At 71.0% G+C, this 26,394-nt stretch carries 15 protein-coding genes and 1 pseudogene; 15 read left to right on the forward strand and 1 reads right to left on the reverse strand.

Annotated elements, in window-relative coordinates:
* Positions 1-21: 21 nt before the first annotated feature.
* Complete coding sequence (locus BN1555_RS21210) at positions 22-1,002, reverse strand: flagellar basal body-associated FliL family protein (protein WP_093800860.1); 981 nt, start codon at positions 1,000-1,002, stop codon at positions 22-24.
* A 135-nt stretch (positions 1,003-1,137) separates the two neighbouring features.
* On the opposite strand from BN1555_RS21210, the gene BN1555_RS21215 reads away from it, so the two are divergent.
* From BN1555_RS21215 to BN1555_RS21290, 15 genes and pseudogenes are all read left to right on the forward strand, one after another.
* Positions 1,138-3,762: a valine--tRNA ligase gene (locus tag BN1555_RS21215; protein WP_093800861.1), complete on the forward strand. Its 2,625-nt coding sequence runs from the start codon at positions 1,138-1,140 to the stop codon at positions 3,760-3,762.
* A 120-nt stretch (positions 3,763-3,882) separates the two neighbouring features.
* Positions 3,883-5,397, forward strand: coding sequence for a bifunctional tetrahydrofolate synthase/dihydrofolate synthase (locus tag BN1555_RS21220; RefSeq protein ID WP_093800862.1), 1,515 nt, complete (start codon positions 3,883-3,885; stop codon positions 5,395-5,397).
* 5 nt (positions 5,398-5,402) lie between these two features.
* Positions 5,403-5,768 (forward strand): DUF4233 domain-containing protein, encoded by a 366-nt coding sequence (locus BN1555_RS21225; protein WP_093800863.1) that lies wholly within the window; start codon positions 5,403-5,405, stop codon positions 5,766-5,768.
* A gap of 87 nt (positions 5,769-5,855) precedes the next feature.
* Positions 5,856-6,269 (forward strand): nucleoside-diphosphate kinase, encoded by a 414-nt coding sequence (ndk, locus tag BN1555_RS21230; RefSeq protein ID WP_093800864.1) that lies wholly within the window; start codon positions 5,856-5,858, stop codon positions 6,267-6,269.
* A 289-nt stretch (positions 6,270-6,558) separates the two neighbouring features.
* Entirely contained in the window at positions 6,559-7,578 is a 1,020-nt protein-coding gene (locus tag BN1555_RS21235; protein WP_093800865.1) for a rod shape-determining protein, read from the forward strand.
* 101 nt (positions 7,579-7,679) lie between these two features.
* On the forward strand, positions 7,680-8,633 hold the full coding sequence (gene mreC / locus BN1555_RS21240) for a rod shape-determining protein MreC (RefSeq protein ID WP_093800866.1): 954 nt from the start codon (positions 7,680-7,682) through the stop codon (positions 8,631-8,633).
* A gap of 12 nt (positions 8,634-8,645) precedes the next feature.
* On the forward strand, positions 8,646-9,317 hold the full coding sequence (gene mreD / locus BN1555_RS21245; RefSeq protein WP_093800867.1) for a rod shape-determining protein MreD: 672 nt from the start codon (positions 8,646-8,648) through the stop codon (positions 9,315-9,317).
* Positions 9,318-9,354: 37 nt separating this feature from the next.
* Positions 9,355-11,523 (forward strand): penicillin-binding protein 2, encoded by a 2,169-nt coding sequence (gene mrdA, locus BN1555_RS21250; protein WP_093800868.1) that lies wholly within the window; start codon positions 9,355-9,357, stop codon positions 11,521-11,523.
* A pseudogene (rodA, locus tag BN1555_RS21255) lies at positions 11,523-12,721 on the forward strand (rod shape-determining protein RodA). Before mrdA ends, rodA begins: the two are co-directional and overlap by 1 nt.
* A 61-nt stretch (positions 12,722-12,782) precedes the next feature.
* Complete coding sequence (locus BN1555_RS21260) at positions 12,783-14,360, forward strand: CYTH and CHAD domain-containing protein (protein WP_093800869.1); 1,578 nt, start codon at positions 12,783-12,785, stop codon at positions 14,358-14,360.
* A 52-nt stretch (positions 14,361-14,412) separates the two neighbouring features.
* The gene (locus tag BN1555_RS21265) at positions 14,413-16,338 is read left to right on the forward strand and encodes a TIGR03960 family B12-binding radical SAM protein (protein ID WP_093800870.1); all 1,926 of its coding nucleotides are present in this window, start codon (positions 14,413-14,415) and stop codon (positions 16,336-16,338) included.
* 430 nt (positions 16,339-16,768) lie between these two features.
* Entirely contained in the window at positions 16,769-17,950 is a 1,182-nt protein-coding gene (locus BN1555_RS21275; protein ID WP_093803538.1) for a hypothetical protein, read from the forward strand.
* A gap of 128 nt (positions 17,951-18,078) precedes the next feature.
* A complete protein-coding gene (locus BN1555_RS21280) occupies positions 18,079-18,861 on the forward strand; it encodes a TIGR03936 family radical SAM-associated protein (protein ID WP_093800871.1) in 783 nt (260 codons plus the stop codon).
* 230 nt (positions 18,862-19,091) lie between these two features.
* Positions 19,092-23,177 (forward strand): Rne/Rng family ribonuclease, encoded by a 4,086-nt coding sequence (locus tag BN1555_RS21285; RefSeq protein WP_093800872.1) that lies wholly within the window; start codon positions 19,092-19,094, stop codon positions 23,175-23,177.
* A gap of 268 nt (positions 23,178-23,445) precedes the next feature.
* Entirely contained in the window at positions 23,446-26,169 is a 2,724-nt protein-coding gene (locus tag BN1555_RS21290; protein WP_093800873.1) for a CDP-glycerol glycerophosphotransferase family protein, read from the forward strand.
* Positions 26,170-26,394: the final 225 nt, after the last annotated feature.

A 26,394-nucleotide genomic window follows, 5' to 3' on the forward strand; every position in this document is an offset into this window, starting at 1 on the left:
GCCCCTTCGATGTCCTGCGCGCTACTTGATCTCGACGCGGACGTCGTTGCGCAGCTTGGCCGCGTTGGCGGCGGCGTCCGCCAGCGGGATGGCTTTGCCGATCGCGGTGGAGGCGACGTCGGAGTACGAGACGTACGCGAGCGTGCTGTGGTCACCCCACACGCACATCGGCGTCTTGAAGCTGTTGGGGAGGCCCGCGTTGGTCGTGGAGGCCTCGCCCATGACGAACTCGGCGTCCTGGCACTTCATGATGCCGTTCTCGAAGCCTTCGGGCGTGAACTCCTCGGGGCTGCCGACGAGCTTAAGGGTCCCGGGCTTGCCCGCGCCCTTGTCGGAGTTCTTCTTGAACTCGGCGAACATGGCGTCGACGACCTCCTCGGGGTCTTCGATCTCGCCGTACAGGCCGGAGAAGCCGATGCTTTTCAGGGTCGCGCCCTCTCCCGACTTGTACTGGCCGGAGGCCTCCGTGGGGTTGACGATGCCCTTGCCCTCAAGCTCGTTGATGTCGCTGGAGGACATGCCGCCGCCACCGCCGGCGGCCGGGGCCGACCCCGTGAACTCGCCACCGAGGACCGCCGCCGGCGTCGTCAGCTTGTACTTCTTGCCGTCGTCGGCGACCGAGCTGCTGCCGCCCGAGGTCAGGAAGTACACCCCGCCGCCGATCACGGCCAGCGCCACGATCACCGCGCCCACGATCAGGCCGGTCTTCTTCTTCGGCGCGCCCGGCGGCGGGACCATGCCGCCGGGGTACTGCGGCTGCTGGCCGTAGGGGCCCGGGTGCTGCGGCTGGCCGTACGGAGGCTGCTGACCGTACGGGGCCTGCTGCTGGCCCTGCTGGGGGTAGCCGTAGCCCTGCGGCGGCGGAGCCTGCTGGGGGTAGCCGTAGCCGGGCTGGCCCTGCGGGGGCTGCTGGCCGTACGGGTTGGGCTGGCCCTGCGGCGGCTGCTGGCCGTAAGGACCGGGCTGCTGCCCGCCGTACGGGCCCGGCTGGTTGTAGCTCATGGACTGGGTTCCCCTCCAGATGCTTATGCGTTGCGGACATCCTGACGGAACCCCCGCCGTCCCGGGGCGGCGGGGGCTCACCGTTACCGAGAATCCGGTTTCGGTACGGGGCTGTGACGCCCGTAAACTGGGCCCGTGACCGAGAACTCTCAGCAGCAGCCAGCAGCCCCCGCCCCCGAACTGCCGACCCAGTACGCGCCGGCCGAGGTAGAGGGGAAGCTGTACGAGCGCTGGGTGGAACGTGGTTACTTCGAAGCGGACGAGAAGAGCGGCAAAGAGCCGTACACCATCGTCATCCCGCCGCCGAACGTCACGGGATCGCTCCACCTCGGCCACGCCTTCGAGCACACGCTGATCGACGCCCTGACCCGCCGCAAGCGCATGCAGGGGTACGAGACCCTGTGGCAGCCCGGCATGGACCACGCCGGCATTGCCACCCAGAACGTCGTCGAGCGCGAGCTCGCCAAGGAGGGCAAGTCCCGCCACGACCTGGGGCGCGAGGCGTTCGTCGAGCGCGTCTGGCAGTGGAAGGCCGAGTCCGGCGGGCAGATCTCCGGCCAGATGAAGCGCCTCGGTGACGGCGTCGCCTGGTCGCGCGAGCGCTTCACCATGGACGAGGGCCTGTCCAAGGCCGTCCAGACGATCTTCAAGAAGCTGTACGACGACGAGCTGATCTACCGCGCCGAGCGCATCATCAACTGGTGCCCCCGCTGCCTGACGGCCATCTCGGACATCGAGGTCGAGTACCAGGAGGACGACGGCGAGCTCGTCTCCATCCGGTACGGCTCCGGGGACGCCGAGATCGTCGTCGCGACGACCCGCGCCGAGACGATGCTCGGTGACACCGCCGTCGCCGTCCACCCCGACGACGAGCGGTACGCGCACCTCGTCGGCACCGAGATCGAGCTGCCGCTCACCGGCCGCCGCATCCCGGTCGTCGCCGACGAGCACGTCGACCCCGAGTTCGGCACGGGCGCCGTCAAGGTCACGCCCGCCCACGACCCGAACGACTTCGAGATCGGCCAGCGCCACGGCCTGCCCAACCTGGCCGTGATGGACGAGCGCGCGGTCATCACCGCCCACGGTCCCTTCCAGGGCCTCGACCGCCTGGAGGCGCGCAGCGCCATCGTCGCCGCCCTGCGCGCCGAGGGCCGCATCGTCGCCGAGAAGCGCCCGTACGTCCACTCCGTCGGACACTGCTCGCGCTGCAAGACGACCATCGAGCCGCGCCTGTCCCTCCAGTGGTGGGTCAAGGTCGGCCCACTGGCCAAGGAGGCCGGCGACGCGGTCCGCGACGGCCGGGTCACGATCCACCCCAAGGAGATGGAGCCCCGCTACTTCGGCTGGGTCGACAACCTCCACGACTGGTGCATTTCGCGCCAGCTGTGGTGGGGCCACCGCATTCCCGTCTGGTACGGCCCGAACGGCGAGGTCGTCTGCGTCGGACCCGACGACGAGGCGCCCACCGGCGAGGGCTGGCACCAGGACACCGACGTCCTCGACACCTGGTTCTCCTCCGGCCTGTGGCCGTTCTCCACGCTCGGCTGGCCCGAACAGACCCCGAGCGTCGAGAAGTTCTATCCCAACTCGGTCCTGGTCACCGGCTACGACATCCTCTTCTTCTGGGTCGCCCGGATGATGATGTTCGGCCTGTACGCGATGGACGGCACCCCGCCGTTCCACACCATCGCCCTGCACGGCATGGTCCGCGACCAGTTCGGCAAGAAGATGTCGAAGTCCTTCGGCAACGCGGTCAACCCGCTGGACTGGATGGACGAGTACGGCTCCGACGCGGTCCGCTTCACGCTCGCGCGCGGCGCCAACCCGGGCGTCGACGTCCCGATCGGCGAGGACTGGGTCCAGGGCTCCCGCAACTTCGCCAACAAGATCTGGAACGCCACGCGCTTCGCGCTGATGAACGGCGCGACGGTCGAGGGCGGACTGCCGCCCGCCGAGCAGATGTCGGCGACCGACCGGTGGATCCTGTCCCGGCTGAACGCCACGGTGGCCGAGGTCGACGCGTACTACGAGGACTACCAGTTCGCGAAGCTCTCGGACGCGCTCTTCCACTTCGCGTGGGACGAGGTCTTCGACTGGTACGTCGAGCTGTCCAAGACCACCTTCTTCGCGGGCGGCGAGCCCGCCAAGGTCTCCGCCCGCGTCCTGGGCGAGGTCCTCGACGTCATGCTGCGCCTGCTCCACCCGGTCGTCCCCTTCGTCACCGAGACGCTGTGGACCACCCTCACCGGCAAGGAGTCGCTCGTCATCGCCGAGTGGCCCAAGGACTCCGGGTTCCGCGACGCCGACGCGGAGAAGGAGATCGGGCTCGTCCAGCAGGTCGTCACCGAGGTCCGCCGCTTCCGCTCCGACCAGGGCCTCCAGTCCGGTCAGAAGGTCCCGGCCGAGCTGACCCTGGACGGGACCGCGCTGGCGCCGCACGAGGCGGCCATCCGCCAGGTGCTGCGCCTGACGCCCGCCGGCGAGGACTTCCACGCCACCGCGTCCCTGCCGGTCGCGGGCGCCAGGGTCGCTCTCGACCTGTCGGGCACGATCGACGTCGAGGCGGAGCGCAAGCGCCTGGCGAAGGACCTGGCGGCGGCCGAGAAGGAGAAGGCCCAGGCGACGGGCAAGCTCGGCAACGAGGCCTTCCTGGCCAAGGCCCCGGACAACGTGGTCGACAAGATCCGCGGGCGGCTCGCCAAGGCCGAGGCGGACATCGAGCGGATCACCGCCCAGCTCGCGGCGCTGCCGCAGAAGTAGGAGGCGCGTACGACGCCGAGGGGCCCCCGCTGCCGTGTGCGGGGGCCCCTCGGCATGTCGTGGGCGGTACGCGGAAGGTCCTGGCGGGGCGCTGCGGGCGGTGCTCCGTAGACTGGTCCTGTGAGCCAGCTCCCCCCGCACGATGACAGCGACGCACCCGACGCCTTCGAAGAGATCGTCGAGGCCGAGACCGGCCGCGACCCCGACCTGGCGGTGATCGAGGCAGGCAGCCGTACCCTGCGCACCCAAGGTGCCCCGCAGCAGGGCGACGAGGCCGTCCGCCGCCCGCAGGACCCGGAGGTGGACAAGGCGCTGCGCGTGATCGAGCAGGAGCTCCTGGGCCGCTGGCCGGAGACCAAGCTCGACCCGTCGCTGGTCCGCATGGCGGCGCTGATGGACGTCCTGGGCGAGCCCCAGCGCGCGTACCCCTCGGTCCACATCACCGGCACCAACGGCAAGACCAGCACCGCCCGCATGATCGAGGCGCTGTTCGGCGCCTTCGAGCTGCGCACCGGGCGGTACACCAGCCCGCACGTGCAGTCGATCACCGAGCGCATCAGCCTGGACGGCTCCCCGATCGACCCCGAGCGCTTCATCGAGACGTACAAGGACATCCAGCCGTACGTCGAGATGACCGACTCCGTGCAGGAGCACCGCCTGTCGTTCTTCGAGACACTGACGGGCATGGCGTACGCCGCGTTCGCCGACGCGCCCGTCGACGTGGCGGTCGTCGAGGTCGGCATGGGCGGCAGCTGGGACGCGACGAACGTGATCGACGCGTCCGTCGCCGTCATCACGCCGATCGACCTGGACCACACGGACCGGCTCGGCGCCACGTCCGGCGAGATCGCCGTCGAGAAGTCCGGGATCATCAAGCAGGGCGCCACGGTCGTCCTGGCGCAGCAGCCGGTCGACGCGGCCCAGGTGATGCTGAAGAAGGCGGTCGAGGTCGACGCGACGGTCGCCCGCGAGGGCATGGAGTTCGGCGTCGTCTCCCGCGAGGTCGCGGTCGGCGGCCAGCTGGTCACCCTGCGCGGGCTCGGCGGCGAGTACGAAGAGGTCTTCCTGCCGCTGCACGGCGCGCACCAGGCGCACAACGCGGCGGTGGCCCTGGCGGCCGTCGAGGCGTTCTTCGGCATCGGCGCGGAGCACGCGCGCACGCTCGACATCGACACCGTCCGCAAGGCCTTCGCCTCGGTCACCTCGCCGGGCCGCCTGGAGGTCGTACGCCGCAGCCCCACCGTCGTCCTGGACGCGGCGCACAACCCGGCGGGCGCGCGGGCGGCGGCGGCGGCCGTCGGTGAGGCGTTCAGCTTCAGCCGTCTGATCGGGGTCGTCGGCGCGAGCGGCGACAAGGACGTGAAGGGCATGCTCGAAGCCTTCGAGCCGGTCTTCGCGGAGGTCGTCGTCACCCGCAACTCCACCCCCCGCGCAATGGACGTCGACGAGCTCGCCGCGATCGCCGTCGAGGTCTTCGGCGACGACCGCGTCCAGGTCGAGCCGCGCCTCGACGACGCGCTGGAGGCGGCCGTCACGCTCGCCGAGGAAGAGGGCGAGTTCTCGGGCGGTGGCGTCCTGGTGACCGGTTCCGTGATCACGGTCGGCGAGGCCCGGCTGCTCCTGGGGAGGGGCTGACTCCTGTGCGTACGCTCTGTGCATCCACTCTGATCAGTGAATTCTTCGTAGTGGCCTTCGCCGGCCTGGTCGCGATGAAGTCCGACGACCTGTCGATGACCGCGGTCTGGACGGTCTGCGGCATCGCGATGCTGCTGTCCGTACTGCTCTGCGGCATGATCGGCCGGCCGGGTGGGCTACAGCTCGGCTGGGCGCTCCAGGCCGGGCTGATCGTCAGTGGTTTCGTGGTCCCGGTGATGTTCTTCCTGGGCGCGGTCTTCGCGGGCCTGTGGTGGGCCTCGATCCACTACGGCCGCAAGATCGACGAGGCGAAGGCCCGCTGGGCGGCGCAGGCGCAGGCGGAGGCGGAGGACGGGGCGCAGGCGCGGTAGGCCCGCTGTCCGTGCCGGGTGCGGTGCCTGCGGCGTGTCCTTGTAGCCTCTGGACATCGCATCCGCTATGCCCGCAAGGAGCCGTACATGACTCAGCGCACTCTCGTCCTTCTCAAGCCCGACGCGGTCAGGCGCGGGCTGATCGGCGAGGTCGTCGGCCGCATCGAGCGCAAGGCGAACTGGACGATCACCGCGCTGGAGATGCGCAGCCTCGACCACGAGACGCTGGAGCAGCACTACGGCGAGCACAAGGGCCGGCCGTTCTACGAGCCGCTGGTGGAGTTCATGTCCTCCGGCCCGGTCGTCGCGCTCGTCGTCGAGGGCGAGCGCGTCATCGAGGGTGTACGCCAATTGGCGGGTCCCACTGACCCGATCGCCGCAGCACCCGGCTCCATTCGTGGCGATTTCGGGACCATTGTCCGGGAGAATCTCATCCACGCCTCGGACTCCGAGGAGTCCGCCGAGCGGGAGCTGAAGCTCTTCTTCCCCGGCATTTCCTGACTGGGCGCCAGCCATACAGCGGCCATGGCCTGGGGCGACCGAAGTAATTCGGTCGTCCTTCGGCATATGCGCGGAGAAGCGGGGAACGCATCCCCCCGACACGACGTCACCATTACTGGGACGGGTACGTGTTCCGCTCACAATGGCGAAGGACCCTCGCGCTGTGTCCGCGCAGGCGGCACTACGATGGAAGACTCCACGTCCGCAGTACCCACTTCGCCGACCTGAAAAGCCAACCGCTCCACTTGGGAAGGCCCGACGCATCCTCATGGGGAACAAGGGGAACTCAATGTCGTTCATCGGCCGTGACATGGCTGTCGACCTCGGGACCGCCAACACGCTGGTGTACGTCAGGGGTAAAGGGATCGTGCTCAACGAGCCCTCCGTCGTCGCCATCAACACCAACACCGGCGGCATCCTCGCCGTTGGCTCCGAGGCCAAGAAGATGATCGGCCGGACGCCGGGCAACATCGTTGCCGTCCGGCCGCTGAAGGACGGCGTCATCGCCGACTTCGAGATCACCGAGCGAATGCTCCGTTACTTCATCCTCAAGATCCACAAGCGCCGCTACCTGGCCCGCCCCCGGGTCGTCGTCTGCGTTCCCTCCGGCATCACCGGAGTCGAGCGCCGCGCCGTCATCGAGGCGTCCACCCAGGCCGGCGCCCGCCAGGTGCACATCATCGAGGAGCCCATGGCCGCCGCCATCGGCTCGGGCCTGCCCGTCCACGAGGCCACCGGCAACATGGTCGTGGACATCGGTGGCGGCACCACCGAGGTCGCCGTCATCTCGCTCGGAGGAATCGTCACGGCACAGTCGATCAGGGTGGCCGGCGACGAGCTGGACAGCTCGATCATCCAGCACATCAAGAAGGAGTACTCCCTCCTGCTCGGCGAGCGCACCGCCGAACAGATCAAGATCACGATCGGCTCGGCGTTCGACCTCGAAAAGGACGAGCACACCGAGATCCGCGGCCGCGACCTCGTCTCCGGTCTGCCCAAGACCGTCGTCATCTCGGCGGCCGAGGTCCGCAAGGCCATCGAGGAGCCGGTCAACGCCATCGTCGACGCCGTGAAGACGACGCTCGACAAGTGCCCGCCCGAGCTCTCCGGCGACGTCATGGACCGCGGCATCGTCCTCACCGGTGGCGGCGCCCTGCTGCGCGGCCTCGACGAGCGCCTGCGCCGCGAGACCGGCATGCCGATCCACATCGCCGAGGACCCGCTCGACTCCGTCGCGCTCGGAGCCGGCAAGTGCGTCGAGGAGTTCGAGGCGCTCCAGCAGGTACTGGACGCACAGCCCCGCCGATGAGCCGTCTCAACGGATCCGCCGCACGAGACCTGCCGTCTCGTGCGGCGGATCGTTGACATACAGACACAAGAATTCCGAAGAGGAAGGCACGGCCGCCGCACGTGAGGGACACACGAGAGAGCCGGCTGCTCCTGGTGCTGCTGATCGCCATCGCATTCGCTCTGATTACGGTGGACATCCGCGGCGGCGAGGAGTCGCCGGTCGACGGCGCCAGGCGGGCCGCCGCCACCGTCTTCGGACCGGTGGAGAACGGGCTCGCCACAGCGGTCGACCCGATCGGCAACGCCATCGGGGCCGTCCGGGATTCCGGTGAGCGGCACGACCGCCTCGCCGTCCTTGAGCGCGAGAACGCCGCGCTCAAGCAGAAACTCGGCAGCGACGACCGCAACCGCAACCGCGCCCGCGCACTCGACAAGATGCTCAAGACGGCCGGTGCCGGCCAGTACGGCATCAAGGGCGCCGAAGTCATCGCGATAGGCGCGGCCCAGGGATTCTCCTGGACCGTCACCATCGACGTCGGCAGCAATGACGGCATCGAGCGCGACATGACGGTGCTCAACGGCGACGGACTCGTCGGCCGCGTCACCACCGTCGGCCCGGACGCCGCGACCGTACTGCTCGCCAACGACCCCGACTTCACCGTCGGCACCCGCCTGGAGAAGACCGACGAACTCGGCTTCGCCAACGGCCAGGGCGACCGCCCGCTGCGCGTGCAGATGCTCAACGGCAAGGCCAAGGTGAAGGCGGGCGACCGTCTCGTCACCTTCGGCTCGCAGGCCGACAAGCCGTTCGTACCGGGCGTCCCGGTCGGACGGGTCACCCGTGTCGACCCCTCCGGCGGCGACCTCACCCGCACCGTCTACGTCCGCCCGTACGTCGGCTTCACCAAGCTCGACATCGTCGGCGTCGTCGTCGAGACCCCCCGCAAGGACCCGCGCGACACGGTCCTGCCGCCCAAGCCCGCAGGACCCAGGCCCACCCCCACGGTGACCGTCACGGCCACCCCCTCGGCGCCCCCCGCCGACGGCACCGTTCCCGCCGACGGCACCCCGTAGGAGCTGAACCCCATGCGCCTCAATCGGATGCTGCTCTCCACCGCCCTGGTGTTCGTCGCCCTGGTCGTCCAGGTCAGCGTTCTCGCCAGGCTCCAACTCCCCGGTGCCGTACCGGACCTGATGCTCCTCACCGTCCTGGGGTTCGCCTTCGTGTACGGCAGCACCAGCGGAGCCCTCATCGGGTTCGGCGCGGGCCTCCTCGCCGACTTCGCCCCGCCCGCCGACCACGCCGCGGGCCGCTACGCACTCGTCCTGTGCGTCATCGGCTACCTCGCGGGTCTCGCCAAGCCGGAGAACGGCCAGCTCAAGTCCGCGACGGCCCCGATGGTCGCGGTCGTCGTCGCCGCCATCGGCTCCACCCTCCTGTACGCCGGAGTGGGCGCCCTGGTCGGCGACACCGCCGCCCGCCACGTGGGCCTCGTGAACCTGCTGTTCACCTCCGCGCTCTACGACCTGCTGCTCGCCCCCTTCGTCGTACCGGTCGTCATGTGGCTGGCCAGACGTGCCGAGAACGATCCGCTCGCCGACAGCCGGAGCGGCAGCAACGGCGCCGACGTGTCCACCGGCTGGCTCGCCTCCGGCACCGGCCTGCGCATCGGCGACCGGCGCGGGGGACTGAGGAACAGGGCCGCGCGTTCGCGGGCGGCAAGGGCCGGACGCATCAAGGGGGTCAAGCGACTGTGACCACTCGCTCCGAGGACTTCGAGGAGGGGACCGCCGTATGAGCAACATTCCCGAGACTGGCCGGACCCCCAGAGTCCGGATCCGGCTCGTCGTCATCCAGGTCCTCGTCCTCTCCCTCCTGCTCACCCTCGGCGGCCGCCTCTGGTACCTCCAGATCCGCAACGGCGACGAGTACACCGCCGAAGCCGCCGGCAACGGCGTCCAGCAGGTCGTCCAGCCCGCCGTCCGCGGCTCGATCCTCGACGCCCGCGGCGTGCCGCTCGCCGACAACGAGACCCGCCTCGTCGTCTCCGCCAGCCGCACCGACCTGATGAAGATGAAGGACGACGGCAAGGCCGTACTGGCCCGGCTCGCCGGCGTACTCGGCATGACGCCCAAGGAAGTCGCCGACAAGGTCAGGCTCTGCGACTCCAAGACCCCCCAGCCCTGCTGGAACGGCTCGCCCTACCAGCCGATCCCCGTCACCGACGAGGCCACCACCAAGCAGGCCCTCCAGATCCGCGAGCGCGCCGAGGACTTCCCCGGCATCACGGCGGAGCCCGCCGCCGTACGCCGCTACCCCGCCCCGGGCAAGGCCAGGACCTCCCAGGTGCTCGGCTACCTCTCGCCCGTCACCGACGAGGAGATCGAGAAGGCCAAGGACGGCCCGTCGCCGTACCTGCGCTCCGACATGGTCGGCCGCTCCGGACTGGAGCGTACGTACGACAAGGAACTGCGCGGCAAGGCGGGCGTCACCCGCTACGAGGTCGACAACCTCGGCCGCGTCATGGGCGAGGCGGAGAACGACCCGACGGTGCCCGGCTCCAACGTCGTCACCTCCATCGACGCCCGGGTCCAGTCCGTCGCCGAGTACGAGCTCCACCAGGCGATGAAGACCGTCCGCAAGGAGACCGACAAGATCACCGGCCGCCCGTACGAGGCCGACGCGGGCGCCGTCGTCGTCATGGAGTCCAAGACCGGCCGCGTCGTCGCGATGGCCTCCCAGCCCGACTACGACCCCAACGCCTGGATCGGCGGCATCTCCGGCAAGGAGTACGCCCGGCTCACCGACAAGAACTCCAACTACCCGCTGCTCAACCGGGCCATCCAGGGCCAGGCACCCGCCGGCTCCGTCTTCAAGGTGGTGTCGGCGAGCGCGGCCGTACGGGCCGGCCACCCCTTCGACGGCCTCTACAACTGCAGCAGCTCCTACAGCATGGGCAACCGGAGCTTCGCGAACTTCGAGTCCAAGGGACACGGCCCCATCACCCTCGGCGACGCCCTCAAGTACTCCTGCAACACCGTCTTCTACCGCCTCGGCCACCAGGAGTGGCAGCGCGACGGCGGCATCAAGCCGAAGAAGAGCGCCCACGACTGGTTCTACCGGACCGCCCACGACTTCGGGTTCGGCTCCGAGACCGGCATCGACCTGCCGAACGAGGTCAAGGGCCGCATCCCCGACCGCCAGTGGAAGCATGCCTTCTGGGAAGCCAACAAGGACGTCTGGTGCAAGCAGGGCAAGAAGGGCGGCAGCTACGTCGAGCAGATCGCCTACGAGAGCTGCCTCGAAGGCAACCAGCTGAAGGCCTTCGACAGCATCAACTTCGCCATCGGCCAGGGTGACGTCCTCATCACCCCCATCCAGCTGGCCACCGCCTACGCCGCCATCAGCAACGGCGGCACCCTTTACAACCCCACCCTCGGCAAGGCCGTGATCAGCGCCGACGGCAAGAAGATCAAGGAGATCAAGCCCAAGGCCCACGGCAAGTTGCCGGTCGACGCCGAAACCGTTCGTGACCTCGACAAGGGCCTGCGCTCCGTCGTCGAGCCCGGTGGCACCGCCGCCTGGCGGTTCGGCGGCTGGCCGCAGGACAAGATCCCGATGCGGGCCAAGACCGGCACCGCCCAGGTCTACGGCAAGCAGACCACCTCGTGGTTCGCGACCTACACCGACGACTACACGATCGTCATGACGATCTCCCAGGGCGGTACGGGCTCCGGCGCCTCCGGACCCGCCGTACGCAACATCTACGACGCCCTCTACGGCGTCAGCGACGAGGGCAGGATCGACCCGAAGAAGGCCCTGCTGCCCAAGCCGCAGAAGGGGCTTCCGAAGATCGGTACGGACGGCTCCATCGACGCCCCGGAGATCAGGCCGTACGTACCCGAGAAGCCCAAGGACCCGGCTGCGGACCAGCAGATCGCGATCGGCAGGAGTGGCGACTGATGTCCGGTCCACACGGTTTCTCCGTCCAGCGGTACGCCCCCGAGCGCGGCACTCTCGCCAAGCTCACCGCCCGCGACTCCATGGTGCGCCGGCTCGACTGGCCGCTGCTCTGGGCGTCGCTCGCGCTGTCCGTCATCGGCGCGCTGCTTGTCTGGTCCGCGACCCGTACCCGCGACCAGCTCAACCAGGGCGACCCGGAGTACTTCCTCTGGCGCCACGTCCTCAACACCGGCATCGGCATCGTCCTGATGATCGGCACGATCTGGCTGGGCCACCGCACCCTGCGCGGCGCGGTCCCCGTCCTCTACGGACTGTCCGTCGTGCTGGTGCTCGCCGTCCTCACCCCGCTCGGTGCGACCATCAACGGCGCGCACGCGTGGATCGTGCTCGGCGGCGGATTCTCCCTCCAGCCGTCCGAGTTCACCAAGATCACGATAATCCTGGTCATGGCCATGCTGCTCGCCGCCCGCGTCGACGCGGGCGACCAGGAGCACCCCGACCACATCACCGTCGTCAAGGCGCTGTGCCTCGCCGTCGTACCGATCGTCGTCATCATGCTGATGCCCGACCTCGGCTCGGTCATGGTCATAGCGGTGATCATCCTCGGTGTGCTGCTCACCTCCGGGGCCTCCAACCGCTGGGTCTTCGGCCTGATCGGAACGGGCGCCGTCGGAGCCGTCGTCGTCTGGCAGATCGGCCTGCTCGACGAGTACCAGATCAACCGCTTCGCCGCGTTCGCCAACCCCGAACTCGACCCGGCGGGCGTCGGCTACAACACCAACCAGGCACGCATCGCGATCGGCTCCGGCGGCCTCACCGGCACCGGCCTCTTCAAGGGCAGCCAGACCACGGGACAGTTCGTCCCGAGCAGCAGACCGACTTCGTCTTCACGGTGGCAGGCGAAGAACTCGGCTTCCTGGGCGCGGGCCTGATCCTTCTCCTCCTCGGCGTGGTGCTCTGGCGCGCCTGCCGCATCGCACACGAGACGACCGAGCTGTACGGCACGATCGTCGCCGGCGGCATCATCGCCTGGTTCGCCTTCCAGTCCTTCGAGAACATCGGCATGACGCTCGGCATCATGCCGGTGGCGGGGCTCCCGCTGCCGTTCGTCTCGTACGGCGGATCGTCGATGTTCGCGGTCTGGGTCGCGGTCGGACTGCTCCAGTCGATCAGGGTGCAGCGGCCCATAACGGCATGACGGCATGACGCATAACGGCACAGCGGCTGCCCGGAAGCCCTTTCGCGTCTAGATTCGATTCATGGCGGACACCAAGCGCGAAACCGAGCGGAAGTACGAAACCACTGGCGAGACCCGGCTGCCCGACCTGACCGAGGTGGCCGGCGTCTCGTCCGTGGAGGACAGAGGCGTCATGGAACTCGACGCCGTCTACTACGACACGGACGACCTGAGACTCGCCGCCGACTCCGTCACCCTGCGCCGCCGCACCGGCGGCGACGACGCCGGCTGGCACCTCAAGCTGCCGGTCTCCCCGGGCGTGCGCGACGAGATCCGCGCCCCGACGGCCGCGACCGTCCCGGACCCACTGGCGGAACTGGTCCGCTCCCGGACCCGAGGCGCCCTGCTCACCCCCCTCGTGCGGCTCCGCTCCTCGCGCGACGTCCGCCACCTCGTCGGCGCGCGGGGCGAACTGCTCGCCGAGGTGAGCGTCGACTCGGTCACCGCCGAACGGATCGGGGCGCAGGGCGCCACGGCGCACTGGACGGAGGTCGAGGTCGAACTCGCCGACGACGGCGACCCGGCGTTCCTCGACGCCGTGGAGAAGAAGCTCCGCGCGGCCGGTCTGCGCCCCGCCGCATGGGCGTCCAAACTGGCCAAGGCGCTGGCGGACACGCAGCCGTCACCGCCGCAGAAGAAGCCGAAGAAGGCCGAGGAGCCGAAGAAGGCCAAGCGGGCCAAGCGGGCGAAGGACGAGCAGTCCGCCTCTCCCGCTCCCACCGCGGGCGACCACGTCCTGACGTACCTCCGGCAGCAGTACGACACGCTCGTCGCCCACGACCCGGCGGTCCGGCGCGACCTGCCCGACGCCGTGCACCGGATGCGCGTCGCCACCCGCCGCCTGCGCAGCACCTTCCGCACCTACCGCAAGGTCCTGGACCGGACGGTCACCGATCCGGTCGCCGGAGAGCTCAAGTGGCTGGCACGGGAGCTCGGCGCGGACCGCGACCAGGAGGTCCTCGACCACCGCCTCCGGAGCCGCATCGCCGCCCTTCCCCGGCCACTCGTCCTCGGCCCGGTCGACGCCCGCCTGCGCATCTGGTCCGTGCCCCGCCACCACGGCTCCCGGCACGAGGTCGTCGCCGTACTCGACAGCGAGCGGTACCTGGACCTCCTCACCGCCCTGCACGCCCTGCTGGCCGACCCGCCCCTGCTCCCCGCCGCGTCCCGGCCGGCCCCGAAGGTCCTCTCCAAGGCGCTCCGCAAGGACTACGCCCGCCTCGCCGCCCGCATGGAGCGCGCACTGGCCCTCCCGCCCGGCGAGGACCGCGACCTGGCCCTGCACAAGGCCCGCAAGGCGGCCAAGCGCACCCGCTACGCCGCCGACGCCGCCGGCCCCGCCCTGGGCAAGTCCGCCCAGCGCTTCGCGAAGCGCGTGAAGGCGGTCCAGTCCCTCCTGGGCGACCACCAGGACAGCGTCGTGTCCCGCGACGCCCTGCGCGAGCTGGCGGTCCAGGCCCACGCGGCGGGGGAGACGGCCTTCACCTGGGGCCTGCTGTACGGCCAGGAGGAGGCGGCCGCACAGACACGGGAGCGGGAGCTGCCGCAGGCGTGGGCGCAGGCTTCCGGGCCGAAACTGCGGGCGGCTCTGGGCGACTGAGGGCCGGGGTACGCTTGACAGTCGTCCCCCAGCCAGCTCAGGAAAGTTCTCGATGTCTGTCGATTCGGTCTTCCCACAGCTCGAAGCTCTGCTCCCGCATGTGCAGAAGCCCATCCAGTACGTCGGCGGTGAGCTCAACTCCACCGTCAAGCCGTGGGACTCCTGCGATGTCCGCTGGGCACTCATGTACCCGGACGCGTACGAGGTGGGCCTGCCCAACCAGGGCGTCATGATCCTCTACGAGGTACTGAACGAGCGTGAGGGGGTCCTGGCCGAGCGCACCTACAGCGTGTGGCCGGACCTCGAAGCGCTCATGCGCGAGCACGGGGTTCCGCAGTTCACCGTGGACGCGCACCGCCCCGTCAAGGCGTTCGACGTCTTCGGGCTGAGCTTCTCCACCGAGCTCGGCTACACCAACATGCTCACCGCCCTGGACCTGGCGGGCATCCCGCTGGAGTCCAGGGACCGCACCCTCGACGACCCGATCGTCCTCGCGGGCGGGCACGCCGCCTTCAACCCCGAGCCGATCGCGGACTTCATCGACTGCGCGGTGATCGGCGACGGCGAGCAGGCCGTCCTGGAGATCACCGAGATCATCCGCGCCTGGAAGGCCGAGGGCCGGCCCGGCGGGCGCGACGAGGTGCTGCTGCGGCTGAGCAGGACCGGCGGCGTGTACGTCCCGCGCTTCTACGACGTCGAGTACCTGCCCGACGGCCGTATCGCCCGCGTCGTGCCCAACCGCTCCGGCGTGCCGTGGCGCGTGTCCAAGCACACCGTCATGGACCTCGACGAGTGGCCGTACCCCAAGCAGCCCCTCGTGCCCCTCGCCGAGACCGTCCACGAGCGGATGTCCGTCGAGATCTTCCGCGGCTGCACCCGCGGCTGCCGTTTCTGCCAGGCCGGCATGATCACGCGCCCCGTGCGGGAGCGAAGCATCACCGGCATCGGCGACATGGTGGAGAAGGGTCTCAGGGCGACCGGCTTCGAGGAGGTCGGCCTGCTCTCCCTCTCCTCGGCGGACCACACCGAGATCGCCGACGTCGCCAAGGGCCTCGCCGACCGGTACGAGGAGGACAAGATCGGCCTCTCGCTGCCGTCGACCCGCGTGGACGCGTTCAACATCGACCTCGCCAACGAGCTGACCAGGAACGGCCGCCGGTCCGGCCTGACCTTCGCCCCCGAGGGCGGGTCGGAGCGCATCCGCAAGGTCATCAACAAGATGGTCTCGGAGGAGGACCTCATCCGGACCGTCTCGACGGCGTACGGCAACGGCTGGCGCCAGGTGAAGCTGTACTTCATGTGCGGCCTGCCCACCGAGACCGACGAGGACGTCCTCCAGATCGGTGACATGGCGGTCAAGGTCATCGCCGAGGGCCGCAAGGTCTCCGGCCAGAACGACATCCGCTGCACCGTCTCCATCGGCGGGTTCGTGCCCAAGCCGCACACCCCCTTCCAGTGGGCGCCGCAGCTCTCCGCCGAGGAGACGGACGCCCGCCTGGAGAAGCTGCGCGACAAGATCCGCGGCGACAAGAAGTACGGCCGTTCCATCGGCTTCCGCTACCACGACGGCAAGCCCGGCATCGTCGAGGGTCTGCTCTCGCGCGGCGACCGGCGCATCGGCTCCGTCATCAGGGCCGTCTACGAGGGCGGCGGCCGCTTCGACGGCTGGCGCGAGTACTTCTCGTACGACCGCTGGATGGACGCCGCGGCGAAGACGCTGCCCGGCTTCGGCGTGGACGTCGACTGGTACACGACACGTGAGCGTACGTACGAGGAGGTCCTGCCCTGGGACCACCTGGACTCCGGTCTCGACAAGGACTGGCTCTGGGAGGACTGGCAGGACGCGCTCGACGAGACCGAGGTCGAGGACTGCCGCTGGACCCCGTGCTTCGACTGCGGCGTATGTCCTCAGATGGACACGCAGATCCAGATCGGCCCGACGGGCAAGAAGCTCCTGCCGCTGACGGTCGTCAAGTAGGACGGGCACGAGCAGGAGTTGCGCCGCCGTGAAGGCCCGGCCGGGAGAGTCCCCGGCCGGGCCTTCACGCGTACCGGCACCGGCACAATGATGCGATGCCGCAGCTCGTAGCCCCTGACGTCCGCTTTCGCGTCTCCCTCCTCGCGGCGATGGAGGAAATCCGGCCGAGGACGAGTAGGCCGGTGCCGCCCTCGCCCGCGAGTCCGCCGTGTACGGCGACACCCGGCACGCGCCCGAAGGGTTCCGCCCGGTACGTCACCGCCTCGCGCCCCGGCCACGGGAAACGGGCGGGCACATCGGCTACGGCGCACGGCCCGGCGCCCGCCGGCAGGGGCATGCCGCCGCGAAGCCGCGCGGCTGTCTGCCGTACGTCCGCGAGGGAAAGCCCGGTTCCTGGATCCGGACGACGGGCTGACGCGTCCTCATGAGCATGGACTTCGAGAAGCAGCCGCACTCTCAGCCGCCCGCGCCCCGGCGCGAGGCACCGCAGGGGGAGGGCTGTCTGACTGCCGTCATCAGGATCCCGGTGCGCCTCGTCGTGCTGGTCCTGGTCGTCCCGGTGCGGATGGTGTGGGACCTGCTCGCCGTCTGCGGGAAGGCGGTCGGCCGCGCGCTCGCCGCGGTCTTCCGGCTGCTGGTCGTGACACCGCTGGTGTGGCTGTACGGGAACGTCCTCCTCCCCGTCACGAAGGCGCTCGGGTACGTCGCCCACGCCGTGCTGATCATGCCGTGGGTGCTGCTGTGGAAGTACGTCGTGGTGCCCGTCGCCCGGTACGGGATCGTCGTGCCGGCGGTGTGGCTGTACCGCCGGGTGCTGGCCCCGGCCGGGCGCGGACTGGCCTGGCTCGGGCGCACGGCGGGGCACGCGCTCGCTGCCGTCGCGCGCGCCGTGGGCACGGCGGTGGCAGGGGTGGTCCGGACGCTCGTCGTGGTGCCGCTGGTGTGGCTGTACACGTACGTCCTGACGCCGGTGGGACGCGGGCTCGGCTGGCTGGGCAAGGCCCTGTTCGTGTGGCCGTGGGTGGCGCTGTGGGGTCACGTTCTCGCGCCGCTGGGCCGGGGTGTCGCGTGGCTGGCCGCCGGCCTCCGGCGCGGGGTGATCTGGTGCGTCATGACCGTCCTGGTCGCACCCGTCGCGTGGCTGTGGCGCGCGGTGCTGGTCCCCGTCGGGCGCGAGATCGCTGCCGCGTTCGGGCACGCATGGCGCATCGCCGGGTACATCTCCCGGGCGGTGGGACGTGCGCTGAAGTGGCTCGGGTGGAACCTGGTGGGGCGGCCGGTGCGCTGGGTGTGGCTCAGCGTGTGTACGCCGGTGGGGCACTGGGTGCGCGACACCCTCTGGGCGCCGGTGGGGCGGGCGGCCGCCGAAGCGGGCCGGGCGGCGCGCGGTGTGCTGCGGAGCGCGCGGGAGACGGTGCGCCAGGCGCGGCGCGACGCGTGGCGCGCGCTCGTCGGGGGGCCCGCGGACACCTGGCCGGCCGAGCGCCCGGCCGAGGCCGTGGAACCGGTGCGGGCTCCTGCGCGTACTCTGGGTAGTAAGACGACCGCCCCCAGCGCGGCACCCGCGTCCGAGACCTCCCTGCTTGGCGGAAACCCGGCCAAGCAGGGGTGAGCCGGCCGCCGGGACGCGAGGGGACGGACCCCACGCCGGAGGGTGGCGCGCGGACAGCGCGCCGCCCCGCACGAGGAGAAGAACCACTGGGCAAGCGACAGCCCGAAGGCCCGCCGCCCGCACCGGCGGTGCAGCGCATCCGACTGCGCTACACCAAGCGCGGCCGCCTCCGGTTCACCAGCCACCGTGACTTCCAGCGCGCTTTCGAGCGGGCGCTGCGACGCGCCGACGTACCCATGGCGTACTCGGCCGGCTTCACCCCGCACCCGAAGGTCTCGTACGCCAATGCCGCACCCACCGGCACGGGCAGCGAGGCCGAGTACCTGGAGATCGCACTGACCGCCGCGCGCGACGCGGACGAGCTGCGCGAGCTGCTCGACGAGTCATTGCCGGACGGGCTCGACATCACGGACGCGGTCGAGGCGCGTACGTCGGGTCTCGCCGACCGGCTGCAGGCCTCCGTGTGGGAGATGCGCCTCGACGGTGTCGCTCCCGAAGACGCGGAGAAGGCCGTCGGAGCCTTCCTCGCGGCCGAGAGCGTCGAGGTCCAGCGCCGTACCAAGAACGGCATGCGGTCCTTCGACGCCCGGAGCGCCGTCGTGGATCTGCAGGCGGTCCGTCCGCCGTCCGATAGGCCGGGGGTCGGGCCCTGTGCGATACTGCGGCTGGTTGTTCGGCATGCGACACCCGCCGTACGACCCGACGACGTCCTGTCCGGTCTCCGAGCTGTGGCCGACCTGGCGCCGCCGGTCCCCGCAGCGGTGACCAGGCTGGCGCAGGGGCTCTTCGACGAGGAGTCCGGCACGGTGACCGACCCGCTCGCGCCCGACCGCGAGGCAGTCACGGCCGCCCCACCCAGGGCCGCCGGACTGACCACCGCGACGGCGCCGGAAGGTGCAGGTTCCGCGTAGGGCGGTCGTTGCAGCGCAGCCCTGGGACTCGGGAGCCACCTGGGTCGGGCCGCGCACTGACCAGAAGACTTTCGCCAGGCCGTACGCACACCGCGTACGGAACCGGCGAGCTAGACAACAGCTCCCGTGCGGCGCCCGCGCCCCGGACGGCGGTACCGCGCTCATCGCGCGGACCGGACCGGACCGGAATCAGGCGCGGCGCCCGGGAGCGCGACGGGAGAACCGCCCGCATGCTCGAGCCGAACGATTCCACCGAGCCCTCGGCAGGTACCGCGCGTACCGCCGGGGAGACCGACGACAACCACTCGCCCAGCGACACGCTGCCGCCGCGCCGCCGGCGCCGCGCGGCCTCGCGCCCCGCCGGTCCTCCGGCCGGGGGCGCGAAGGCCGTGGTGACCGCCGAAACCGTAGAGGCCGCGGCTCCGGCCATACCGGCCGGAGAGGGCGCCGTGAGCGAGCCCGCAGAGAACACAGAGTCCGTACAGCCCGCTGCGGAGAGCGACGAGGCGGCTCCGCCGGCCCGTACGCGCCGCCGTGCCACCCGTAAGGCGACCGCGCCCGCCGGTGCTCCGAAGCCCGCCGAGGCGGAGGAGGCGCCTGCGGTCCCCGCGGCCGCCGCCGAGGAGCCCGCCGCCGTGGACGAGGCCGCTCCGCCGGCCCGTACGCGCCGCCGTGCGACGCGCAAGGCGACGGCTCCCGCCGGTGCGCCGAAGAGCGCGGACACGGCTGCCGCCGAGGTCGAGGCCGCCGCCGCACCCGAGCCCGCCGCACAGGCCGAGGCCGTACAGCCCGCTGCGGAGAGCGACGAGGCGGCTCCGCCGGCCCGTACGCGCCGCCGTGCCACCCGTAAGGCCACCGCGCCCGCCGGTGCCCCGAAGCCCGCCGAGGCGGAGGCCCCGGTCGAGGCCGAGGTGCCCGAGGCCGTTGTGGAGGCGCCTGCGGCTCCGGTCGCTGCCGCCGCTGCCGTTCCTGCCGCCGACGAGGCCGCCGACGAGGCGCCGCGTGGGCGTGGCCGTCGTCGGGCGACCCGTAAGGCGACCGCGCCCGCCGGCGCGCCGAAGACCGAGCCGAGGACCGAAGAGGCCCCCGCCGAGGAGCCTGCCCCGGCGGCGCCCGTGGCGGCCGAGGCGGAAGAGGCACCGCGTGGGCGCACGCCGCGTCGTCGCGGTGGCCGCAAGGCCGCCGACGAGGCCGCTGCCGACGAGGCCGCCGCGCCGAAGTCCGAGGCCGAGGCCGAGGCCGAGGAGCCGCCGCGTTCGCGCCGCCGGGTGTCGCGTCCCGCTGTCGCCGTGTTCCAGGCGCCGGTCTTCACCGAGCCGATGTTCCAGACCCCCGAGACGGCCGCAGCTGCCGCTGCCGCCCGGATGGCGGAGCCGGACTTCATCGAGGACGTGGAAGAGGACGAGGAGGAGCAGGAGACGGTCGTCGAGGCGCCTCCCGCGCCGCAGGCCGCCCCGCAGCGTGGCCGTCGTCGCCGTCGCCGCGGTGAGCCCGCCGAGGACGAGCGCGCGGAGCGCGTCGAGCGTGTCGTCGAGACCGCGCCCGCCCCGGAGGAGCCCGCCGAGCTCGTCGAGGAGGAGCAGGACGAGGAGGACTCCGCGCAGGACGACTCCGACGAGGCCGAGGACCGCAGGGCACGCCGCCGTCGCCGCGGTGGCCGCCGGCGTCGCCGTGGCGAGCCCGTCGACGCGGAGGAGTCCGAGGAGCCGGACACGTCCGACGAGGCCGCGGCCGACCGGGCCGACGAGGACGCCGACGAGGCCGACGAGGACGAAGCCGACCAGTCGGGTGCGGGTTCCGCCTCCAGCCGCCGTCGCCGCCGCCGTCGCCGCCGCAGCGGTGACGCGGGCCCGGAGTCCGAGGCCAACGGCGTCGACGACCCGGAGCGTACGGTCGTCAAGGTCCGTGAGCCGCGCAAGAAGGAAGCGGAGCGCGAGCCGGGCACCGGCTTCGACGAGGTCCAGTCCATCAAGGGTTCGACCCGTATGGAGGCGAAGAAGCAGCGCCGCCGCGAGGGCCGTGAGCAGGGCCGCCGCCGCGTCCCGATCATCACCGAGGCCGAGTTCCTGGCGCGCCGCGAGGCCGTCGAGCGCGTGATGGTCGTCCGTCAGCACGGCGACCGCACCCAGATCGGTGTGCTCGAGGACAACATCCTCGTCGAGCACTACGTCAACAAGGAGCAGTCGACCTCGTACGTCGGCAACGTCTACCTGGGCAAGGTCCAGAACGTACTGCCGTCGATGGAGGCCGCCTTCGTCGACATCGGCAAGGGCCGCAACGCCGTCCTGTACGCGGGCGAGGTGAACTTCGACGCGCTGGGCATGGGCCACGGCCCCCGTCGCATCGAGTCCGCCCTCAAGTCCGGCCAGTCGGTCCTCGTGCAGGTCACGAAGGACCCGATCGGTCACAAGGGTGCCCGCCTCACCAGCCAGGTCTCGCTGCCCGGCCGCTACCTGGTCTACGTGCCCGAGGGCTCGATGACCGGCATCAGCCGCAAGCTGCCCGACACCGAGCGCTCGCGTCTGAAGACCATCCTCAAGAAGATCGTCCCCGAGGACGCGGGCGTCATCGTGCGCACCGCCGCCGAGGGCGCGAGCGAGGACGAGCTGCGCCGCGACGTCGAGCGCCTGCAGCAGCAGTGGGAAGACATCGTCAAGAAGTCGAAGAGCAGCGGCGCGACCAGCGGTCCGACCCTGCTCTACGGCGAGCCGGACATGACCGTCCGCGTCGTGCGCGACATCTTCAACGAGGACTTCTCGAAGGTCATCGTCAGCGGTGACCAGGCGTGGGAGACCATCCACGGTTACGTCTCGCACGTCGCCCCGGACCTGACGGACCGGCTGTCGCGCTGGACGTCGGAGGTCGACGTCTTCGCGACGTACCGGATCGACGAGCAGCTGATGAAGGCACTGGACCGCAAGGTCTACCTGCCGAGCGGCGGTTCGCTGGTCATCGACAAGACCGAGGCGATGATCGTCGTCGACGTCAACACCGGCAAGTTCACCGGGCAGGGCGGCAACCTCGAGGAGACCGTCACCAGGAACAACCTGGAGGCGGCCGAGGAGATCGTCCGTCAGCTGCGCCTGCGCGACCTGGGCGGCATCGTCGTCATCGACTTCATCGACATGGTCCTGGAGTCCAACCGCGACCTGGTGCTGCGGCGCCTGCTGGAGTGCCTGGGACGCGACCGTACGAAGCACCAGGTCGCCGAGGTCACCTCGCTGGGCCTGGTCCAGATGACGCGCAAGCGGGTGGGCCAGGGTCTGCTGGAGTCCTTCTCCGAGACCTGCGTCCACTGCAACGGGCGCGGTGTGATCGTGCACATGGAGCAGCCGGTCGCCGCGGGCAACGGTGGTGGCGGCAAGCGTTCCAAGAAGCGCGGCCGCGGTGGTGCGGAGCTCGATCACGAGCACGCGGAGCTGCCGGAGACCGAGGTCGAGACCGAGGCCGAGCTCGCCGCCGAGGTGGCGGCGCCGACGGCGCTCCCCGAGCCCGAGTTCGTGCCGGACGAGGAGCTGTACAGCAGCCCCGCGGAGGCCGAGGCGGCCGCCGGCCGTGGCCGTTCGCGCCGTCGGGCGTCCCGCAAGGCGACGGCTCCGGCCGGTGCGCCGAAGGCGGCGGAGCCGGTGTACGTCCCCGAGCCGGAGCCCGCTCCGGAGCCCGAGGCCGTGGCGGAGCCCGAGCCCCAGCCCGAGCCCGAGGTGGAGCAGGCGCAGCCCGCGCCCGAGCCGCAGCCGGAGGCTGCCCCGGTCCGTACGCGGCGTCGTGCGACGCGCAAGGCGACGGCTCCGGCCGGTGCGCCGAAGAGCGCCGGCGCGCCGGCGGCCGAGGAGGTCCAGGTCGCCGCCCCGGCCCCCGTGGTCGAGGAGCCGAAGACCGAGGAGCCGAAGGCCGCGGAGCCGGTGGCCGCCGAGATCCCGGCCGAGCAGCCCGCGGCCGAGGAGCCGGCAGCGGCGGCTCCGCCGCGTGCGCGCCGTCGTGCGACCCGCAAGGCCTCCGCGCCCGCGGGATCGCCCAAGGGTGCGGAGGAGGCGGCCGTGCTGGTCGTCGAGACGCCGGTGACGGACCAGAGCGCCGCCGCCGAGACCCAGCCCGCCGCCGAGACCGCCGCCGAGGCTCCGGCTCCGGCCAAGAAGGCGACGCGCAAGGCCGCGGCCAAGAAGGCCCCCGCGAAGAAGGCGACCGCCGCGAAGAAGACGGCCGCCAAGAAGACCGCGGCCAAGAAGACGACGGCCAAGAGGGCGTCGGCTTCGAAGAAGACCGCGGCCGCGGAGCAGCCGTCGCAGTCGGCGGCCTCCGCCCCCACCGAGGACTGACCTTCGGGCAGTACCTCGCGCAGTACAGCTCTGTGGGCCGCCCCGGACGGTGAATGTCCGGGGCGGCCCACACTGCTGCCCGGCCTCCGGAGTGACGTACGCGACGCCTGTGGGTTCAGGGGGCCCGTGCAACCTTCCGGGGCCCCGGGGAGTCTTGTGTGCGATCTCTTTCTCTGGAGTTCATCTCCGGTTTTTCTTGAAAGGCCCGTCACCCATGGCGTCCACTCCCCCAGGCACCGGCATAGTCCCCGAGCAGTTGAGCCGGAGCATGAAGTACTTTCCGGAGGCCTCGGAGGAAGACCGTGCCGGATTCCTTGCCGCGGCGAAGGAGTTCGTGGTGGAGGCCGGCCCGAAGAAGATGGCGAAACTGCCCCCGGTCGGCCGCATCCAGTGGCAACTGGCCGCCGAGGGCCGTGCGGACGAGCTGATCGAGGTCCTGCGGTACGACCGGGAGAACCCGGGCGTCCATCAGGTCAAGGGCCTCAGGCGGGCCCGCGTCGAGCTGCCGGGTGTGGGGCTGGGCGCGCTGCCGCCCCTGGTGAAGAACCTGAAGCGCAGTGAGCTGCCGGTGAGCAGCAGGCTGACCGACATGGAGTGGCGGGACGGCCGTCTGGTCCTGCGCGGCTACGCGTACGTGCCCAATGCCCCGGCGGCGACGGGGAAGCGTTCCGTCCGTGTCGCCGGGCTGCGCAAGGAGGGCGGCGGCGGCAGCGTCCCGCTCAAGCTGAAGACCGTCCTGGAGCCGAAGGCGACCAGGTCGGCGCCGGGCGCTCTGCACTGTTACGACTGGTCGGGCTTCGAGATCACGATCGACCCGAGGCGACTGCGCTCCCGCGGCCGCTGGCAGTCCGGCACCTGGTTCCTCGGCATCGGCATACCGAGGCCCGGCGGCCTCTCCGTCGGGCGGGTGTACAGGAACGACGCGGGCCGCGGCGGGCACAGCCAGGTCCAGGTCGCCGAGAGCGGTGTGCGGGTGGTCGCGGGCTTCGAGGAGGACTGCTTCCGGCTCACCGTGGACGTGGTGCCGGCCGAGATCGAGGCGCACGAGGCCGCACGGGACGGTGTGGAGGTGACGGTGCGCTCCTGCCCGAAGACCACGGGCGGCAGGACCCCCGTGGAGCTCCGGGTCAGCCACCCCGGCTCCAGGACGGCCGCCAGGTACCCCCTGGAGAGCCGGGAGGGCAGCTACGGCGACGGCTGGGCCAGGAGCGCGGCGTACGTCCCCTTCGCGGACCTGCCCGTCGACGGCGTGCGGCCCAAGAAGGTGCAGAACTCCCGCGTCAGCATCGTGTTCGCCGACGGCACCTCCCGCCGCGCCACGGTCGCCCAGAGCCTGCGCACCGGTACGTACCAGCTGCCCGGTGGCCGGGAGGTGGCCGCGCACACGGACGGGGCGGGCACCTTCTTCCTCCAGACCAGGGTCGTCCAGCCGGTCGTCGACCGGATGCGCTGGACGGCGCAGGGGGAGCTCTCCCTCCAGGGCACGTACCCCGGCCCGGAGGAGCCGCTGCGGCTCGTCCTCAGGCACGGCACCCGGCACGAGGAGAAGGTGCTGCCCGTCGAGGTCGCCGACGGCCGGTTCTCCGCGCTCGTCGCGCCGGACGCGATGGCGACGTACGAAGGGACGCTTCCGCTGCGCAGCGGGCGCTGGTACTTCACCTTCCGCGCCGCGGCCGAGTGGGACCACGCCAACGACATCCCGGTGACGCTCCGCCCCGACCTCGTCGGCACGCTGCCGATGGCCCACAAGGGACAGCACCGCAGGTACACCGTGGACCGCCGCTTCTTCAACCGGTTCTTCCTGAACTCCGGGTCGGCGCTGAGCCCGCAGGTCCGCGGCGGCTACCGGCAGCGGCAGCTCAGGGAGACCTACTACCCGGCGCAGCAGCGGCTTCCGCTGCGCGAGGCCGTCCTCTACAACAGCTTCGGCGGCAAGCAGTTCTCGGACTCGCCCCGGGCCGTGTACCAGGAGTTCGCGAGCCGCGGGACGGACATCGAGCACATCGCCGTCGTCGCCGACCAGCAGGCGGTCCTGCCGGCCGGGGTCCGCGGCGTCGCCTGGGGCAGTGAGGAGTGGTACGAGGCGCTGGCCCGCAGCCGGTACGTCGTGACCAACGTCGGCATCAACGACTGGTTCACGCGCCGCGAGGGCCAGGTCGTCGTGCAGACGTGGCACGGTACGCCGCTCAAGCGCATCGGCGCCGACCTGCTGGGCACGCCCAAGGCGAACCTCGCGTACATCGCGAGCCTGCCGCAGCGCTCGCGGCAGTTCAGCCTCTTCGTGTCGCCGAACGCCTTCACGACCCCGATCATGACCCACGCCTTCCGGCTCAAGTGCGAGGTGCTGGAGTCCGGTTACCCGCGCAACGACGTCTTCCACGCGCCGGAACGGGAGAAGACGGCCGCGCGGGTGCGCGAGCAGCTGGGCATCCCCGAGGGGAAGAAGATCGTGCTGTACGCGCCGACGTGGCGTGACGACCAGCGCTACGACGGCAAGCGGTTCAAGCTCGACCAGCAGGTCGACCTGACCGCCGCCGAGGCGGCGCTCGGCGAGGACCACGTCTTCCTGTACCGCAAGCACAACAAGGTCCTGGACAGCATCCCGGGGGCCGGCCAGGGCTTCGTCTACGACGTGGCGGCGTACCCGGACATCGCCGACCTGTACCTGATCGCCGATGTGCTGATCACGGACTACTCCTCGGTGCTCTTCGACTTCGCGCACTCGGGCCGCCCGATGCTGTTCTTCACGTACGACCTGGAGCACTACCGCGACACGCTGCGCGGTTTCTACTTCGACTTCACCGAGCGCGCGCCCGGTCCGCTGCTCAAGAACTCGGAGGACCTGGTCGACGCGATCCGGAACATCGACTCGGTGTCGGCGCGGTACAGGGAGAAGTACGAGCAGTTCGTGAAGGACTTCTGCGAGCCCTCGGACGGCCGCGCCTCCGCCCGGGTGGTCGACCGGATGCTGGAGATCGCGGCGGGGGAGTGACGCCCGGGCCCCGGGAGGCCGGGGGCCGGGTTTGACCCTCCCTTCGGGGGCCCGTACTCTTGACCGTCGGCGTGTTTTTGTGCACGCCATCTCCTGAGCACCTCCCTTCCGGCACTCCTTCGGGGTGCCGTTAGAGGCCGCTCGTCCATTCGGATCTGTCGCGGGCCCCACGGCCCGTGCGAACGGCTGGCATCAGGGGTCCCGTCCCGAGCGAAAGAGAGATCA

The organism is Streptomyces sp. Wb2n-11 (assembly GCF_001049855.1).
Classification (GTDB): Bacteria; Actinomycetota; Actinomycetes; order Streptomycetales; family Streptomycetaceae; genus Streptomyces; species Streptomyces altiplanensis.